The following is a 17506-nucleotide window of genomic DNA, read 5'->3' on the forward strand; positions in this document are numbered from 1 at the left end:
ATAATATTTGTCTCAAGCGAATATAGTCTGGTAATGATGGCAGAGAGGTCACACCCGTTCCCATACCGAACACGGAAGTTAAGCTCTCTAGCGCCAATGGTAGTTGGGACCTTGTCCCTGTGAGAGTAGGACGTTGCCAGGCAATATTATTCCGCAGTAGCTCAGCGGTAGAGCTATCGGCTGTTAACCGATCGGTCGTAGGTTCGATTCCTACCTGCGGAGCCATTGGAGAGCTGTCCGAGTTGGCCGAAGGAGCACGATTGGAAATCGTGTATACGTCACAAGCGTATCAAGGGTTCGAATCCCTTGCTCTCCGCCATAAGCATTTTATAATATTTGGCCCGTTGGTCAAGTGGTTAAGACACCGCCCTTTCACGGCGGTAACACGGGTTCGAATCCCGTACGGGTCACCACTTTTGGAGGATTAGCTCAGCTGGGAGAGCACCTGCCTTACAAGCAGGGGGTCGGCGGTTCGATCCCGTCATCCTCCACCATATAAATTATATGAATAATATTGTCGCGGGGTGGAGCAGTACGGTAGCTCGTCGGGCTCATAACCCGAAGGTCGCAGGTTCAAATCCTGTCCCCGCAACCAAATATTTTCGTAATTTGGTTGCTAACACTTATCATATAATTATATAAATAATATTGTCGCGGGGTGGAGCAGTACGGTAGCTCGTCGGGCTCATAACCCGAAGGTCGCAGGTTCAAATCCTGTCCCCGCAACCAAATGGTCCCGTGGTGTAGTGGTTAACATGCCTGCCTGTCACGCAGGAGATCGCCGGTTCGACCCCGGTCGGGACCGCCATTTTAATAAGGCTCGGTAGCTCAGTCGGTAGAGCAGAGGACTGAAAATCCTCGTGTCGGCGGTTCGATTCCGTCCCGAGCCACCATTTTAATAAAATATGCCGGCTTAGCTCAATTGGTAGAGCAACTGACTTGTAATCAGTAGGTTGGGGGTTCAAGTCCTCTAGCCGGCACCATGTAAGTTTCGGAGGGGTAGCGAAGTGGCTAAACGCGGCGGACTGTAAATCCGCTCCTTTGGGTTCGGCAGTTCGAATCTGCCCCCCTCCACCATTTACACAGGGGCATAGTTTAAAGGTAGAACTGAGGTCTCCAAAACCTCCAGTGTGGGTTCAATTCCTACTGCCCCTGCCAAATATATAAACACAACATGGCGGTTGTGGCGAAGTGGTTAACGCACCGGATTGTGGCTCCGGCATTCGTGGGTTCAATTCCCATCAGTCGCCCCATTTTATTTTTTAAAATTACAAATAAATTAATGGATACTTACATATAATTAAGTAAAACTTCGGTGGGCTATAGCCAAGCGGTAAGGCAACGGACTTTGACTCCGTCATGCGCTGGTTCGAATCCAGCTAGCCCAGCCATTTTTGCGGAAGTAGTTCAGTGGTAGAATACAACCTTGCCAAGGTTGGGGTCGCGGGTTCGAATCCCGTCTTCCGCTCCATTTTAACTTCATATGGCGGCATAGCCAAGTGGTAAGGCAGAGGTCTGCAAAACCTTTACCACCGGTTCAAATCCGGTTGCCGCCTTTCTTATTATGCCGATGTGGCGGAATTGGCAGACGCGCACGACTCAAAATCGTGTTCCTTCGGGAGTGTCGGTTCGACCCCGACCATCGGTATCGGTGAATTAAAAAAGACCCTAACAGAAATGTTAGGGTCTTTTTTGTTAAATTATGCTATGTGATTCTAAAATTCGTAATAAACTTAGGAATTCATGTATAATATAACTTGTCGAAAGAACAAAATGATAGTGATTTATATTATGTCTGTAATATGAATCAAAAATGAACTTTTTATATTTCTTTTAAAAATGTGTTGAATACACATTATATTTTATATTAATATTTTTATGTAGATTTAAAATGGGAAAGAGAGTGGAAAGTATGGGTCGTAAATGGAACAATATTAAAGAAAAAAAAGCATCAAAAGATGCAAATACAAGCCGTATATACGCGAAATTTGGACGTGAAATTTATGTGGCAGCAAAACAAGGCGAGCCAGATCCAGAATCAAACCAAACGTTAAGAGTTGTATTAGAACGTGCGAAAACATATAACGTGCCAAGAACAATTATTGACCGTGCGATTGAAAAGGCAAAAGGCGGTTCAGAAGAAAACTATGACGAGCTTCGTTATGAAGGCTTTGGACCAAACGGATCTATGGTAATTGTAGATACACTGACAAATAACGTAAACCGTACTGCAGCAGATGTACGAGCTGCATTTAGCAAAAATAGTGGTAACATGGGTGTAAATGGTTCTGTGGCTTACATGTTTGATGCGACAGCTGTTATCGGTCTTGAAGGTAAAACGTCAGATGAGGTTCTTGAAATCTTAATGGAAGCAGATGTAGATGCACGTGACATTCTAGAAGAAGAAGATTCTGTTATCGTTTATGCTGAACCTGATCAGTTCCATTCAGTACAATCTGCACTTAAAGATGCTGGTGTTGAAGAATTTACAGTTGCAGAATTAACAATGCTTGCACAAAGTGATGTAGAACTTCCTGAAGATGCTCAAGAACAATTTGAAAAAATGGTTGATGCATTAGAAGATTTAGAAGATGTACAACAAGTTTACCACAACGTAGACTTAGGAGAATAATAAAAGACAGGAGACCCTTTCGTTTAACGAATAGGGTCTTTTTTTATGGAGTTAATTAAGGTGGTAAAGTATTAAAGGTATTTTGTAGCTGTTAGGGAATATGGTTATAGGTTTGTATTTTAAATAATCGTATCTCTAGGAGGTATTTCTGTGGAGCATAAAACACCAAAGCATATTGTTGCCGTAGCAGGTTATTTAACAAATGAAAAGAATGAGGTGCTTTTAACGAAAGTGCACTGGCGAGCTGATACGTGGGAAATGCCTGGAGGACAGGTAGAAGAAGGGGAAGCGCTCGATCAAGCTGTTTGCAGAGAAATAATGGAGGAAACAGGATTAACGGTGAAGCCAATCGGAGTTACAGGGATTTATTATAATGCTTCTATGCATATTGTAGCTGTTGTTTTTAAAGTAGCATATGTTAGTGGTGAAATAAAAATTCAACCTGAAGAAATACAAGAGGCTAAATTTGTTGCTTTAAACGAAGAGAACATTGATGAGTATATAACGCGTCCGCATATGAAATCAAGGACACTTGATGCGATGAAAGCAATGCATTTCATTCCATACGAAACATGGGAAGTTCAGCCATATAATCTTATAGGAAGATTGTAAAGTTTTGGTTAGTTATTTGAGGACATCTCAAATTGCTAACCTTTTCTTTATGTATACTGTTTCAGAAAAAGGTCACAATAATAAAGTGTAGGCTAATAATTAGTGGAGGAAGCAGGGCTACTACCTAATTTTCTAGCTTTAGCCAAGTTTTGAGGGAGAAGTCTTACTGCCCACAAATAGCGAGATAATCCGAAAGCTACTATTGATTTACGGAACGTTTGTTCTGTATAATAGTGATATATCATATATAATTAGATTGCTAGATGTTTAAAAGTATAAAAGCATAAACTGATATAATAAAAGAATAAAGTGAAATGAAGGAGAGTCCTACTTCCTATAAATAGTGTGATAAATAAATGTATATTCAATATTTCATATGAATAGTAGATAAAAAAGGACTGTGATACAATACATTTTTACACCTTACAATGTTGTAAGGTAGGTGTAAGAGAAATCGATGGGATATTCTTTTACAACAAGGTATTCTTAAATTAAGAGTTATATGCTGTGTAGAAAAGAGGTGTTCGAGATGAAAGAACGAGTATTATCTAGAGTGAATTATCATCAAAAAGTTGCATTAAATCCATTAAATAAATTTCTTTATAAAGCCATTATATTATTATTATTGTTAAGTTTTGCATTATTATTCGTTGGAAATGTAATGATTGAGCGAAGTGATATTAGTAAATTACATGTACCCGCTAAGTTAGAGGTGCCAGAATCATTAACACACGCATTTATTGCGACGGAAGATAAAAGGTTTTATCATCATAACGGTTTAGACTATATAGCAATTATTCGAGCTTCTATTGAAAATATAAAAGCTGGTGGTGTTGTGCAAGGAGGAAGCACGATTACACAGCAGCTATCTAAAAATGCTTTTTTATCTAATGAACGTACATTTTCTCGTAAGTGGAAAGAAATTTTTTATACGAAAAAAATTGAACGTACATTCACAAAGGATGAGATTTTAAAATTATATGTGAGTAATATTTACTACGGAGAAGGAGCATGGGGAATTGAAAAAGCAGCAAACCTTTACTTCGGTAAAAAGGTGGATCAATTAACATTGGCAGAGAGTGCAATGATGGCTGCTGTAGTAAAAGCACCAGCTTATTACTCACCTGCACAAAATTATGATAAAGCAGTTGAAAGACGAAATGTAGTTTTAAGACTAATGGAGAAAGAAGGATATATAAATCATGATGAGTATGTGCAAGCAGTTAGTGAGAAATTAGTAATTCGTCATGATATAAAAACAGAGCAGTCCATGTTAAAAAATGCACGTGAAAAAGCAGTAAGTTAAAAGAAGTTCCTATATAGGGGCTTCTTTTTTTGAATAATTTGTGACAAAAGACGACACAATATTGTCACAAATGTTGTATTTTTGTAATTTATGTGAGCGTGTTCATTGCGTGACCTATGTAAGTATTGATATTATGTGTATTGTGTACAATGCTGTATACAGAATATGAATTTAAAGAGGAATGTATATGAAATCATCGAACAAACTCATGGTTCTTGGTGTAGTTTTTTCTATCGCAGTATTGATTGTAATCGGGACGATTGTGTATAGCATCATAAATGACAAGAAAGATAAAGGGAATGAGATGTTTGCTTATTCTACGCAACAATCTTTAGGGAAAGATGATGCTCCAGTTAAGGTAGTTGAATTTGGAGACTTTAAATGTCCTGCTTGTCGTACTTGGGATGTAACGGTATTACCACGATTAAAAGAAGAGTATATTGATAAAGGTAAAGTGCAGTTATATTTTATTAACTTCCCGTTTATCGGAAAAGACTCTGATTTAGGTGCAGCTGCCGGTGAAGCAATTTATAAACAAGATCAAGATTCATTCTGGATTTTCTATGATGAGATTTATCAAAATCAAAAGAAAGATACGGAAGAATGGATTACAGAAGAATTACTTCTTAATATTGTGAAAGAAAAGCTTCCGAAAATTAATGTAGAACAGTTTAAAAAAGATTTACACAGTAAAGAAATGAAAGACAAAGTACGTAAAGATTCAGATCGTGCTCAAAAATTAAAAGTTCAAGGTGCTCCTTCAGTATATATAAATGGGAATCTTGCAAACCCTGATTTCGATAGTATGAAGAAAGCGATTGATAAAGAATTGAAAAAGTGATGAGGTATCTCATCACTTTTTCGACTTTTTTCGATAAATTTCTTGCTTCGATTTTTTTTACATGCTATACTACTTTACATAAGTTATTTCAATATCTTATATTTATTCATATTTGCGGGTGTAGTTTAGTGGTAAAACAAGAGCCTTCCAAGCTCTGGTCGAGAGTTCGATTCTCTTCACCCGCTCCAAATTTTATTTAATGTTTTTCTGATAAATTGTGATCAACGCAGTGTTTCGTTTCTAAGATAAACGAAGCATTGCGTTTTTTTAATGTTTGAAAATCATAATTATATGCGAAAATAGAAGTAAAGAATATTATTCCAAAAGTGAATTGCTAACCAATATAGTCGTTACATAAGGGATGGATTCATCGGAGGAGGCGATAAAGAATGGATTTTGAACAATTAAAGCAAGATGTAATTGCGTATAGTAAAACGATTGGTATAGATAAAATAGGTTTTGCCAGTGCTTCACCATTTGAGGAGTTAAAGCAGCGTCTAATCCAGCAACAACAGTTGAATTATCAGTCTGGATTCGAAGAACCTGATATAGAGAAGAGAACGAATCCACAGCTATTGTTACCTGGTGCGAAATCAATTATTGCGATTGCTTTAGCGTACCCTTCAAAATTAAAAAATGCACCATTAAGTAAGCGTGGAGAACGTCGCGGGATTTTTTGTCGTGCTTCTTGGGGCCAAGATTATCACCTTGTTTTACGAGATCGTTTGCAAAAGTTAGAGGCGTATTTAATCGAAAAGCTTCCGGATATAGAAGTGAAATCAATGGTTGATACAGGGGAGCTAAGTGATCGAGCTGTTTCAGAGCGTGCCGGTATTGGATGGAGTGGTAAGAACTGCGCTATTATTACGCCGGAATTTGGTTCGTATGTATACTTAGGAGAAATGATTACGAATGTTCCATTCCCTCCTGATCGGCCAATAGAAGATCAATGTGGAAGTTGTACGAAATGTATTGATATTTGTCCTACAGGTGCTTTAGTACAAGGCGGCCAGTTGGACTCGAAGAAATGTATTGCATTTTTAACACAGACAAAAGGATTTCTGCCTGAAGAATATCGCGATAAAATAGGAAATCGTATATATGGATGTGATACGTGTCAGACTGTTTGTCCGAAAAATAAAGGAATGGATTTTCATAACCATCCTGAAATGGAGCCTGATCCTGAATTAGTTAAACCATTATTAACACCACTTTTAACAATTAGTAATCGTGATTTCAAGGGAAAATATGGGGTTATGTCTGGTTCATGGAGAGGTAAAAAGCCATTGCAACGAAATGCTATTTTAGCACTTGCACATTTTAAAGAAACAGCAGCAATTCCTGATTTAATCGGTGTTATGAAAGATGATCCAAGACCAGTACTTCGGGGAACAGCAGCATGGGCACTTGGGAAAATTGGTGGAGATGGAGTAGGAGAAGACATTGAGAAAGCGATGGAACGTGAGAAAGATGAAGAGGTTCTTCATGAAATGAATCGTGGACTTGAATTGTTAGCACAGAAAAAAGAGTAGATAATATCTCCCTTTTTCATATTGTAATATGGGAGGGAGACGAAATGGTTGTAAAAGCGAATATTGAAAAGCAAGTGCAACAGTTTTTAGCATATATAACAGAGAAACGAACAGATGTAGATGGTATTGCAATAGATTTGTTACAAATGGTACAGAGAAAGAAACAATTGTTTCAAAAGCGTAGTGCACATATAGTGAAAGCAACTGCAGATATTTCTTTCATTAGACAATTAAATAGTAATGAGCATCAAGAAATTGATTATCAAATACACTTGAAATATTTAATTAAGCATAAAGAATTATTTTATATCGAAGAGGAACAATTAAAACGACGGGTTTGTTTGAAAAATAGTCGTATAATAGATGATTATGCTCTTGAAGTGTCAGAAGAAATAGAAATAGGTGAAACGTTAGAACGGGAAGTCACGAAAGAAAAATACGGTTCATATCAATATAATCGTTTAGAGGCAGTGAAATATGCAGAGCGTTGGTGGGATGATCGCAATCCTGCATACCGTAATTTTCCTGATAATTGTACAAATTTCATTTCACAATGTCTGCACACTGGAGAAGTGCCAATGAATGGACATCCTAATATTCGTAAAGGGTGGTGGCAAAGGGGAAACCAGTGGAGTTGGAGCTGGGCTGTAGCACACTCTTTTTATTGGTATTTGTCAGGTGCTACAGCTGGTCTTCGAGCAGAAGCAGTAGAAAAGCCAGAAGACCTTATTCTTGGCGATGTAATTGCGTATGATTTTGAGGATGATGGTAGGTGGAATCATACGACAATTGTAGTAGCAAAAGACGCAGATGGTATGCCGCTTGTAAATGCACATTCAGCGAATAGCCGCAGGCGTTATTGGAACTATGAAGACTCTAGTAAATATACACCACAAATGAAATATAAATTCTTTCATATTATTAATGGGTAGAGATTTTTCGTTCAAGTGGTATAATACGTAGTAGACAAAAAATAGAGGTGAATATCGCGTGGGAGTACATGTTGTTTTATATCAACCAGAAATTCCAGCAAATACAGGGAATATTGCACGTACTTGTGCAGCAACTGGAACAGAGTTACATTTGATTAGACCGCTTGGATTTTCAACGGATGACAAAATGTTAAAGCGTGCAGGACTAGATTATTGGCAGCACGTAAAAGTTACGTATTATGATTCAATCGAAGAATTTTATGAGAAAAATAAAGATGGTGAATTCTTCTATTTAACAAAGTATGGCGAGAAAGCTCATACAGCATTTGATTATAGCAAACGTGAGAAGGATTACTATTTCGTATTTGGAAGAGAAACAAATGGATTACCAGCTAATGTAATTGAAGAAAACTTCGATCATTGTTTACGTATTCCAATGACGGATAAAGTACGTTCATTAAATTTATCTAATACAGCAGCAATTTTAATTTATGAAGCGTTCCGTCAACAAAATTATCCAGGATTAGATTTAGAAATCGTTTATTAAAAGTCGCCATTTGGCGACTTTTTTATTTTTTAAAAAAATATGTAATCATACATTTTAAAAAAGGTACATATTCATATAGAATGAGATATATGAATAAAAATAGATAAGACGGGTTGAGATAAATATGAAGGAACAATATAATAATCAAAATACCTTTTTAAGTATGATAGATATGGATTTAGTAAGACAGGGACTGTTACATGCTATTCAAGATTTAGTGTTTATTGTGAAAGTTATTGACGATGAAACTTTTAAATATATTTATGTGAATAAAATAGGAATGGATCACGCCAGGCTAGGGAAAGAATGTTATGGAAAAACTTTTGCAGAAGTATTACCAGAAGATACGGCAAGGTTATTGCAAGGACAATATGAAAAAGTAATGAGAGAAGCGAGAGCAAATACGTTTTGTGATGTAATTAGTTTGCCAGCTGGTGATATACATTATGAATCTTCACTTAATCCAGTATGCGATGTAAATGGAACATGTCAGTTTATTATTTGTATTACTAGAGATATTACAGCACAGGTTAAGAAAAAAGCGGAAATAGAAGAAAAACAAATGTTATTTAAGTCATTACTAGAATATAATAATGATTCCATTGTATCTGTAGATTCTATTGGAAGAATTACATATGCAAATCCAGCAACTTATGAAATTTTTGGGTATCGATATGAAGAGTTAAAGGACCAATTTATTTTTCAGTTTATAAATAAAGAATATGAAAAAACTGTTCAAACTATATTTAAGAATGCTTTACAGGGAAAAGCAAAACAAATTGTTGCAAAGAAATATGTTCATAAAGAAGGATATGAACTTTATATTTCTGTGAGGACTATCCCCATTATTGTGAATAGTGAAATCGTCGGGGTGTACATTGTTACGAGGGATGTTACGAGGCAAGTATTAAATGAGATGAAAACAGAGTATTTGGCTTACTTCGATCAGTTAACGGGGTTAATGAATAGAATATCATGTACAAATAAACTAAATGAATTTTTAGATGATAATAAAGAATTTGCATTGGTTTTTATAGATTTGGATGAATTTCACCTTATTAATGATACATTTGGTCATAAAGAAGGGGATCAAGTATTAAAAAAAGTTACTGAATGCCTACGAGAACTAAAAATAGAAGATATGCATTTATTTAGAGAACATGATGATCAATTTGTTATGTTAATAGAAAATATAACGAAAGAATGCGTAGAGGAAGTGGCACAAACAATATTAAAAAGAATTAGTGAGAATTTTGTAATAGAAGAAGAGGATGTTTATTTGAGTGCATCAATTGGGATTGTAATGGCTCCAAAAGATGGAATGGATGAAAAAATGCTTTTCCAAAGAGTCGACACAGCTTTGGAAAAAGCAAAGGAAAAGGGAAAAGGATATTATCATTTTTATTGTAGTGGATTAGATTGTGAACGTGAACAAAGGTTTATAATAGAGAATCAGTTACATCGTGCTATAGAGAAAAATGAATTTTTCCTATATTATCAACCTCAAATTAATATTGAAACGGGAAAGATAGCCAGTATGGAAGCATTAATAAGGTGGGAGAATAAGGAGCTAGGATTTGTCTCGCCAAATCAATTTATCCCACTTGCTGAAAGAACAGGATTTATTATTAAACTTGATGAATGGGTAGTACATCAAGTTTGTGAACAGATACGTGAATGGTTAAATAAAGGGTATGAAGTTGTACCAATTGCAGTTAATATTTCAGCTAGACATTTTCGTTCTATTACACTAATAGAGATGATTACACGTGCTTTAAATAAGTACAACGTCCCCCCTCATTTATTAGCAATAGAAGTTACAGAAGGGGCTCTTATACATAAAGATTTATCGAAAAGAGTGTTAATGCAGTTAAAAGAACAAAATTTAAAGATTCATTTAGATGACTTTGGAACGGGATATTCATCTTTAAGTTATTTAAAAACATATCCGATTGATACGTTAAAAATTGATCGTTCTTTTATGGAAGGTATATATAAAGATGAAAGAGATACGAATATTACAGCTGCAATTATTCATTTAGCACATACTCTAGGGTTAAATGTAATTGCAGAAGGAGTAGAAAAAGCGGAACAAATACAATTTTTAAAGGAAAAGAATGTGAAACTCGTACAAGGTTATTTTTATAATCGTCCTTTATCGATATACGATGTGGAAAATATTTATTTTAAATAGTGTATAAAAAACAAGAAAAAAAGTGATGTGCTTTTCAGCACATCACTTTTTATGTGTACCTGGTTTATCGTTATAACCAGATGTGAAAATAGCTGTAAGAAATGTGAGTGATACACCTAAAATTAATAATAACTTCATCCTAATTTCCTCCTTACTTTTTCGGTTTACGAATCCTATTTGTGAATCGAAATGTATGTAAGGTTCCTAGAAGAAAAGAATTTATTTACAATGAATAGCAGCGTAAAAACTTTAATACCTTTATTATACAGAATTTTCTTTGAATTTTGGAGAGAATTTTATAGCGCTATTATATATTTCGTTTTGATTTAAAGAATGTTTAAGGACATCCTAGCATACCTTTTATAATAATCCGATTGAACAAGGAGATGGGGGAGGAGCTATAATGGATATTCTAAAGAAAGTTGAACAATATCGGGAAGCAGAAGAACGTTTACAATGGGAAGGTACGTTTGCGGAGTATTTGGAGCTTGTGAAAGAAAGACCATGGGTGGCTCAAACAGCACACTCTCGCATTTACAATATGATAAAAGATGCTGGGATTGAAGAAGTTGATGGTAGAAGAAAATATAACTTCTTTAGTAATCAGCTATTTGGATTAGAGGATGCTTTAGAACGCCTTGTGGAAGAATATTTTCATCCATCTGCAAAACGATTAGATGTTAGAAAACGTATTTTGTTATTAATGGGGCCTGTTAGTGGGGGGAAATCAACATTAGTTACGATGTTGAAACGAGGATTAGAAACATATTCACGAACAGATCGTGGAGCGATTTTTGCATTAAAAGGCTGCCCAATGCATGAAGATCCACTTCATTTAATTCCGCAGCATTTACGGAATGATTTCTTTGATGAGTATGGAGTAAGAATTGAAGGGAATTTATCACCATTAAATGTTATGCGTCTAGAGCAAGAATACGGGTCAAGAATTGAGGATGTAGTTGTAGAGCGTATTTTCTTCTCTGAAGATCGCCGTACAGGAATTGGTACATTTAGTCCTTCTGATCCAAAATCACAAGATATTGCCGATTTAACAGGTAGTCTAGACTTTTCTACAATTGCAGAATACGGTTCGGAATCAGATCCTCGTGCATATCGATTTGATGGAGAATTAAATAAGGCGAACCGTGGAATGATGGAATTCCAAGAGATGCTAAAATGTGATGAGAAATTTTTATGGCATTTATTATCGCTTACACAAGAAGGAAATTTCAAGGCAGGCAGATTTGCGCTTATTTCAGCAGATGAATTAATTGTAGCGCATACAAATGAAACAGAGTATCGTTCCTTCATAGCAAATAAGAAAAATGAAGCATTGCATTCACGAATTATTGTAATGCCGGTTCCATATAATTTACGGGTTAGTGAAGAAGAACATATTTATGAAAAAATGATTCGTGAAAGTGATGTGTCCAATGTTCATATTGCACCGCATACACTTCGCGTTGCAGCAATGTTCACTATTTTAACTCGTTTAAAAGATCCGAAGCGTCCGGATATTGATTCAATTAAAAAGATGCGTTTATATGATGGAGAAACCGTAGAAGGGTATAATGCGATTGATGTAGAAGAATTGCAACGCGAATATCAAGATGAAGGTATGAAGGGGATTGATCCTCGTTATGTCATTAACCGAATTTCTTCTACAATTATTCGAAAAGAGGTACCATCTATTAATGCACTAGATGTACTGAGATCGTTAAAAGACGGATTGGATCAGCACCCGTCAATTAGTAGTGAAGACCGAGAGCGCTATATGAATTTCATCTCATTAGCGAGAAAAGAATACGATGAAATTGCTAAGAAAGAAGTACAAAAAGCGTTTGTTTATTCATACGAAGAATCAGCTAAGACACTTATGGATAATTACTTAGATAACGTCGAAGCGTACTGCAATAAATCAAAATTACGTGATCCTTTAACAGGTGAAGAAATGAGCCCAGATGAAAAACTTATGCGTTCGATTGAAGAGCAAATTGGAATTTCAGAAAATGCTAAAAAGGCATTCCGTGAAGAAATTTTAATTCGCATTTCTGCTTATGCACGTAAAGGGAAGCGCTTTGATTATAATTCACACGAACGTCTTCGTGAAGCGATTCAGAAAAAACTATTTGCTGATTTAAAAGATATAGTGAAAATTACAACATCAACGAAAACACCAGACGAAAATCAGCTTAAGAAAATCAATGATGTTGTTGCACGCTTAATTGATGAGCATGGCTATAATTCTTCATCCGCGAATGAATTGTTACGATATGTAGGTAGTTTGTTAAATCGATAGTTTGATAACAAAACGCTGTCTCTTATTCTTGGGACGGCGTTTTGTTATCTATTGATATTTGTAAAAAATGTCATAGCTTGTCCGAATATAATAAATTAAGATGCGATTTTATGAATTTATTGTCAATTATTTTTACAATATGCATATGATAGAGTAACCAACCATTCATACAAAAAAGCCAACACAATACAATATGTTGCAAAACGAAAATGTGTGCAACAATGCATTGTGTTTCTTTCTTATCAACGGCTGAATGTTTCTTTCTATTATGTGAGTGGCAAAATTTTGTTTAAGATGCTCGGAGTATTGTATGAAAAACGCTATATATGTTTATGGGATGATTTTCGATGAACAGTTATTTTTCAAATATTATAGTTACGCACACTAGAAAACAAAATTATAGATTGCTGTTCATAAGAGAAAACCAATACAGTAAGGGGGGAAAGGCATGGGCGAAGAAAATCAACCAAACTATACAATTTCACAGGAAAACTGGTCCCTCCATCGCAAAGGATATGACGACCAACAACGCCATCAAGAAAAAGTACAAGAGGCAATTAAAAATAATTTACCAGATCTTGTAACGGAAGAAAATATTGTTATGTCTAATGGTAGGGATGTTGTGAAAATACCGATTCGTTCTTTAGATGAATATAAGATTAGATACAATTATGATAAAAATAAACATGTTGGGCAAGGGAACGGTGACAGCAAAGTTGGCGATGTCGTTGCGAGAGATGGATCAGGTGGTCAAAAGCAGAAAGGACCAGGAAAAGGGCAAGGGGCAGGAGATGCAGCTGGAGAAGATTATTATGAAGCAGAAGTCTCAATTTTAGAATTGGAGCAAGCGTTTTTCAAAGAGTTAGAGTTGCCTAATTTAAAGAGAAAAGAACTGGATGAAAACCGGATTGAACACATTGAATTTAATGATATTAGAAAAACAGGATTATGGGGAAATATCGATAAGAAGCGAACGATGATATCTGCATATAAACGAAATGCAATGCGTGGTAAAGCATCTTTCCATCCAATTCACCAAGAAGATTTAAAGTTCCGTACTTGGAATGAAGTGTTAAAGCCAGATTCAAAAGCTGTTGTATTAGCGATGATGGATACGAGTGGATCGATGGGGATATGGGAGAAGTATATGGCACGTAGCTTCTTTTTCTGGATGACAAGATTTTTACGCACAAAGTATGAAACCGTAGACATTGAGTTTATTGCCCATCATACGGAAGCGAAGGTCGTTACAGAAGAAGAATTTTTCTCAAAAGGAGAAAGTGGTGGAACGATCTGTTCTTCCGTATACAAAAAAGCACTTGAGTTAATCGATAATAAATATTCACCAGACCGTTATAATATTTATCCATTCCATTTTTCAGACGGTGATAATTTAACTTCAGATAATGCTAGATGTGTAAAGCTTGTTGAAGAGTTGATGAAGAAGTGTAATATGTTTGGGTATGGGGAAGTGAATCAGTACAACCGCCATAGTACGCTCATGTCAGCCTATAAAAATATTAAAGATGAGAACTTCAGATATTATATTTTAAAACAAAAAGCAGATGTATTTCATGCGATGAAGAGCTTTTTTAAAGAAGAATCAGGAGAGAAAATGGCATAACCCCTTTTGAAGGGGTTTATTTTTTTGTAAACTTTTTATTTTTTTAGTTGACAATGATAATGAAAATCATTATCATTTATTCGAGAATGATTACATTTTGATTTATATATTTCGGAGGAGATGTAAAGTTGAAAAAAAATAAAAGAAAACATATAAATGCAATGTTAATAGCGGCGACGTTATCGTTACCGTTTGCTGTATATTCGACACCTGCTTTAGCGGCAGTAGCAATTGAGGCAAATAAAACTGGATATGCTTTAGAAAATGGTACATATGATGCTGTTATTAAAGCGTATAAAGATAAAACAAATGAAGAGTCCATGGCAGCTGTTTATATAAAGGATCCGAAATTAACAATCGAGAACGGAAAGAAAATCGTAACGGCAACGTTAAGTGATAGTGATTTCTTTCAATACTTGAAAACAGAGGATATTCATACTTCTGGTGTGTTTCATGATGTGAAAGTAATATCTGAGGATAAAAAGAAAAATGGGACGAAGGTTATTCAATTTGAAGTTGGAGAATTAGGAAAAAGGTATAATATGCAAATGCATATTTATATTCCGACAATGGGATATAACAATAAATATCAAGTACAGTTTGAAGTAAATACTTTAAATTTAGAAAATAATGTTCCAGAAAAGCAAAAGGAAAATAAAGAGGATAAAGTGGAACAACAAGAAAAAGTTGCGAATGTAATAGTTGATAAGAAATTACAACAGCATATTAATAAGTACAATTTAGATAGAAAAAATATAAATGAACCTATAACGAAGGAAGATTTATTAAAGATTAAAACATTAACCATATATTCAGGTGAAGGAATAAATGAAATAGCTGGTTTAGAATATATGACAAACTTAGAGAAGTTGACATTAAGAGAGTCTAACGTAACAGACATATCTGTTATCTCAGAATTGAGACATTTGAAATATTTAGATTTATCCTCTAATCCAATTGAAAGCATTCAACCCGTTTCTAAGCTAGAGAATCTTGACATGCTCTTTTTAAGAGATAATAAAATTGCAGATCTTACACCGTTAAGTCAAATGAAAAAGATTAAAATATTAGATTTAATCGGTAATAATATAAAGGATCTTACACCATTATTTACAGTGTTATCGTTAGAAGAAGTATACTTAGCAAATAATCAAATTAGTAATCTTTCGGGTATTGAGAAGTTAAAGAATGTGAAACTACTATGGATAGGAAATAATAAAATTAGTGATGTTGAGCCTATTAGTAAAATGAGTAATCTTATTGAACTAGAAATTGCTGATAGTGAACTAAAAGATATATCACCATTATCTAAATTAGGAAAATTACAAGTACTGAATTTAGAAGAGAATTATATTTCTGATATATCAGCACTTGGCGAGCTAACAGATTTATACGAAGTAAACCTTGCAGCGAATGAGATTTTTGATATAAGGCCTGTTCAAGAACTAGGTAAGCGAATTGGGATTGACATTCAGAGACAAAAAATCTTTTTAGATGAAGCAAGCGTAGATGAAGAAATAACAATTCCAATATATAATCTTAAAGGAGAACCACTTCAAAATATTAATTTGAAAAGTGAGGGAGCTACTCTGAATAACGGATTTATAAAATGGAATAGTCCTGGAGAAAAAATATATGAATTTAAACTAGATATGAATTCTGCTGAAAGTAAAATAAGATTTAATGGGATGGTTGTCCAGAAAATAGTTGAAAAACAAAAAGAAAGTCAAAATGTAATCCTGGATAAACATTTACAACAACATATTAATAAAGAGAATTTAGGTAGAGAGAATTTAAACGCTCCTATAACAAAAGAAGATTTATTACAGATTAAAACATTAGAGATACTTAAAGAAAAAGAAAAAGAGATAAAAGATGTAACAGGTTTAGAGTACATGACGAACTTAGAAAACCTCACTTTAGAAGGAGTAGGCTTGAAAAATATTGAGTTCATCTCGAACTTGAAACAATTGAATAATGTGAATGTATCTCATAATCAAATTGAAGATATAACACCGTTATCTTCATTAAAAAACTTACAATGGTTAAATCTTGCAGACAATCATATTAAAGATGTAACGGTTATTGGTTCAATGCTAGACTTACTTAGCTTGAATTTAGCAGGGAATGAAATTCGTGATGTAAGACCGTTAATACAATTAGGGCAGTGGTTTTCAATTGATGTCGGGAGACAAAAAATCATTTTAGATGAAGCAAAAGTAAATGAAGAAATTCAAGTCCCTGTATATGACTTAGAAGGAGAAGCTATTGACAATATCAAAATGACAGGTGAGGGCGGAACGCTTAATAACGGAGTAATAAAATGGAGTACCCCAGGTGAAAAGGTGTATAAATTTGATTTGGATTCTGATGAAATTAGTATAAGTTTTAACGGAACGGTAATCCAAAATATAGTTGAAAAAGAAGAAGTGACAGAACCGACAAAAGAAGTTGAAGAAACAAAAGAAGAAGTAAAAGAACCGGAAAAAGAAGTTGAAGAAACAAAAGAAGAAGTAAAAGAGCCGGTAAAAGAAGTTGAAGGTACAAAAGAAGAAGTGAAAGAACCAGCAAAAGAAGTTGGAGAAACAAAAGAAGAAGTAAAAGAACCGACAAAAGAAGTTGAAGAAACAAAAGAAGAAGTAAAAGAACCAGCAAAAGAAGTTGGAGAAACAAAAGAAGTTGAAGGTACAAAAGAAGAGGTAAAAGAAGTGACAACTAGATTGGATCAAGAGCCAAAAGGGGATAATCAAGTTGGGTCAGTGAAAGTGGTAGAACAAGAGAGTACGAAAGAAAAAGATTCAAATAAACAACATGCTAAGAAGCAAGAGGAAAATCAGAAATCTTTAGCAGCAACTGGTGGTCAAGCTAACACATCGAGTTTACTTTCTGGATTAGCACTTGTTCTTTCAGCATTAAGTATGTTTGTATTTAGAAAGAGATTATTTAAGAAATAAATAACGTTTTATCTTATTATTACAAATAATATA

The 17506-nt window shown here is 34.8% G+C and carries 11 protein-coding genes, 17 tRNA genes and 1 rRNA gene; all 29 read left to right on the top strand.

Annotated features, from left to right (window positions below):
- Positions 1-26: 26 nt before the first annotated feature.
- The 29 genes from rrf to NSQ47_RS23450 all read left to right on the top strand — a co-directional run bounded on the left by rrf (position 27) and on the right by NSQ47_RS23450 (position 17473).
- Positions 27-142: ribosomal RNA gene (gene rrf, locus NSQ47_RS23310) — 5S ribosomal RNA — on the top strand.
- An 8-nt stretch (positions 143-150) separates the two neighbouring features.
- Positions 151-225 (top strand) — tRNA-Asn (locus NSQ47_RS23315).
- A 2-nt stretch (positions 226-227) separates the two neighbouring features.
- Positions 228-319: transfer RNA gene (locus NSQ47_RS23320), tRNA-Ser, on the top strand.
- Between the two features lie 19 nt (positions 320-338).
- Positions 339-413, top strand: a tRNA-Glu gene (locus tag NSQ47_RS23325).
- Between the two features lie 5 nt (positions 414-418).
- Positions 419-494: transfer RNA gene (locus NSQ47_RS23330), tRNA-Val, on the top strand.
- Positions 495-518: 24 nt separating this feature from the next.
- Positions 519-595, top strand: a tRNA-Met gene (locus NSQ47_RS23335).
- Between the two features lie 57 nt (positions 596-652).
- A tRNA-Met gene (locus tag NSQ47_RS23340) sits at positions 653-729 on the top strand.
- A 3-nt stretch (positions 730-732) separates the two neighbouring features.
- Positions 733-808, top strand: a tRNA-Asp gene (locus NSQ47_RS23345).
- Between the two features lie 9 nt (positions 809-817).
- Positions 818-893, top strand: a tRNA-Phe gene (locus tag NSQ47_RS23350).
- A 14-nt stretch (positions 894-907) separates the two neighbouring features.
- Positions 908-983 (top strand) — tRNA-Thr (locus NSQ47_RS23355).
- A gap of 10 nt (positions 984-993) precedes the next feature.
- Positions 994-1077, top strand: a tRNA-Tyr gene (locus NSQ47_RS23360).
- 7 nt (positions 1078-1084) lie between these two features.
- Positions 1085-1158: transfer RNA gene (locus NSQ47_RS23365), tRNA-Trp, on the top strand.
- Positions 1159-1177: 19 nt separating this feature from the next.
- Positions 1178-1253, top strand: a tRNA-His gene (locus NSQ47_RS23370).
- Positions 1254-1316: 63 nt separating this feature from the next.
- Positions 1317-1391 (top strand) — tRNA-Gln (locus NSQ47_RS23375).
- Between the two features lie 5 nt (positions 1392-1396).
- Positions 1397-1471, top strand: a tRNA-Gly gene (locus tag NSQ47_RS23380).
- Positions 1472-1485: 14 nt separating this feature from the next.
- Positions 1486-1556 (top strand) — tRNA-Cys (locus tag NSQ47_RS23385).
- A gap of 10 nt (positions 1557-1566) precedes the next feature.
- Positions 1567-1648, top strand: a tRNA-Leu gene (locus NSQ47_RS23390).
- 264 nt (positions 1649-1912) lie between these two features.
- Positions 1913-2632 carry a YebC/PmpR family DNA-binding transcriptional regulator gene (locus NSQ47_RS23395; protein WP_340821791.1) on the top strand — a complete coding sequence of 240 codons (720 nt, stop codon included), beginning with the start codon at positions 1913-1915 and terminating at the stop codon, positions 2630-2632.
- A gap of 150 nt (positions 2633-2782) precedes the next feature.
- Positions 2783-3244: an NUDIX hydrolase gene (locus NSQ47_RS23400; protein WP_002063701.1), complete on the top strand. Its 462-nt coding sequence runs from the start codon at positions 2783-2785 to the stop codon at positions 3242-3244.
- 529 nt (positions 3245-3773) lie between these two features.
- Positions 3774-4550, top strand: coding sequence for a transglycosylase domain-containing protein (locus tag NSQ47_RS23405; RefSeq protein WP_341038069.1), 777 nt, complete (start codon positions 3774-3776; stop codon positions 4548-4550).
- 187 nt (positions 4551-4737) lie between these two features.
- Positions 4738-5391 (top strand): DsbA family protein, encoded by a 654-nt coding sequence (locus tag NSQ47_RS23410; RefSeq protein ID WP_002113880.1) that lies wholly within the window; start codon positions 4738-4740, stop codon positions 5389-5391.
- Between the two features lie 114 nt (positions 5392-5505).
- Positions 5506-5579 (top strand) — tRNA-Gly (locus tag NSQ47_RS23415).
- A 201-nt stretch (positions 5580-5780) separates the two neighbouring features.
- On the top strand, positions 5781-6923 hold the full coding sequence (gene queG, locus NSQ47_RS23420) for a tRNA epoxyqueuosine(34) reductase QueG (protein ID WP_002159370.1): 1143 nt from the start codon (positions 5781-5783) through the stop codon (positions 6921-6923).
- A gap of 44 nt (positions 6924-6967) precedes the next feature.
- Entirely contained in the window at positions 6968-7855 is an 888-nt protein-coding gene (locus NSQ47_RS23425; protein WP_002159369.1) for an amidase domain-containing protein, read from the top strand.
- Between the two features lie 58 nt (positions 7856-7913).
- A complete protein-coding gene (gene trmL, locus NSQ47_RS23430) occupies positions 7914-8402 on the top strand; it encodes a tRNA (uridine(34)/cytosine(34)/5-carboxymethylaminomethyluridine(34)-2'-O)-methyltransferase TrmL (RefSeq protein ID WP_000538149.1) in 489 nt (162 codons plus the stop codon).
- Between the two features lie 124 nt (positions 8403-8526).
- Positions 8527-10596, top strand: a complete 2070-nt coding sequence (locus NSQ47_RS23435; RefSeq protein WP_341038070.1) for a sensor domain-containing protein — start codon at positions 8527-8529, stop codon at positions 10594-10596.
- 403 nt (positions 10597-10999) lie between these two features.
- Positions 11000-12895 carry a PrkA family serine protein kinase gene (locus NSQ47_RS23440; protein ID WP_341038071.1) on the top strand — a complete coding sequence of 632 codons (1896 nt, stop codon included), beginning with the start codon at positions 11000-11002 and terminating at the stop codon, positions 12893-12895.
- A 448-nt stretch (positions 12896-13343) separates the two neighbouring features.
- Positions 13344-14519, top strand: coding sequence for a sporulation protein YhbH (gene yhbH / locus NSQ47_RS23445; protein ID WP_002113900.1), 1176 nt, complete (start codon positions 13344-13346; stop codon positions 14517-14519).
- Positions 14520-14647: 128 nt separating this feature from the next.
- Complete coding sequence (locus tag NSQ47_RS23450) at positions 14648-17473, top strand: leucine-rich repeat domain-containing protein (protein WP_341038072.1); 2826 nt, start codon at positions 14648-14650, stop codon at positions 17471-17473.
- Positions 17474-17506: the final 33 nt, after the last annotated feature.

The organism is Bacillus sp. FSL R10-2780 (assembly GCF_038006125.1).
Taxonomy (GTDB): Bacteria; Bacillota; Bacilli; order Bacillales; family Bacillaceae_G; genus Bacillus_A; species Bacillus_A cereus_U.

Bases quoted from the DNA above. Each gene is read 5' to 3' on its own strand.
- NSQ47_RS23395 (WP_340821791.1), top strand. From the start codon at position 1,913: ATGGGTCGTAAATGGAACAATATTAAAGAAAAAAAAGCATCAAAAGAT.
- yhbH (WP_002113900.1), top strand. From the start codon at position 13,344: ATGGGCGAAGAAAATCAACCAAACTATACAATTTCACAGGAAAACTGG.
- queG (WP_002159370.1), top strand. From the start codon at position 5,781: ATGGATTTTGAACAATTAAAGCAAGATGTAATTGCGTATAGTAAAACG.
- NSQ47_RS23405 (WP_341038069.1), top strand. From the start codon at position 3,774: ATGAAAGAACGAGTATTATCTAGAGTGAATTATCATCAAAAAGTTGCA.
- NSQ47_RS23410 (WP_002113880.1), top strand. From the start codon at position 4,738: ATGAAATCATCGAACAAACTCATGGTTCTTGGTGTAGTTTTTTCTATC.
- NSQ47_RS23435 (WP_341038070.1), top strand. From the start codon at position 8,527: ATGAAGGAACAATATAATAATCAAAATACCTTTTTAAGTATGATAGAT.
- NSQ47_RS23425 (WP_002159369.1), top strand. From the start codon at position 6,968: ATGGTTGTAAAAGCGAATATTGAAAAGCAAGTGCAACAGTTTTTAGCA.
- NSQ47_RS23440 (WP_341038071.1), top strand. From the start codon at position 11,000: ATGGATATTCTAAAGAAAGTTGAACAATATCGGGAAGCAGAAGAACGT.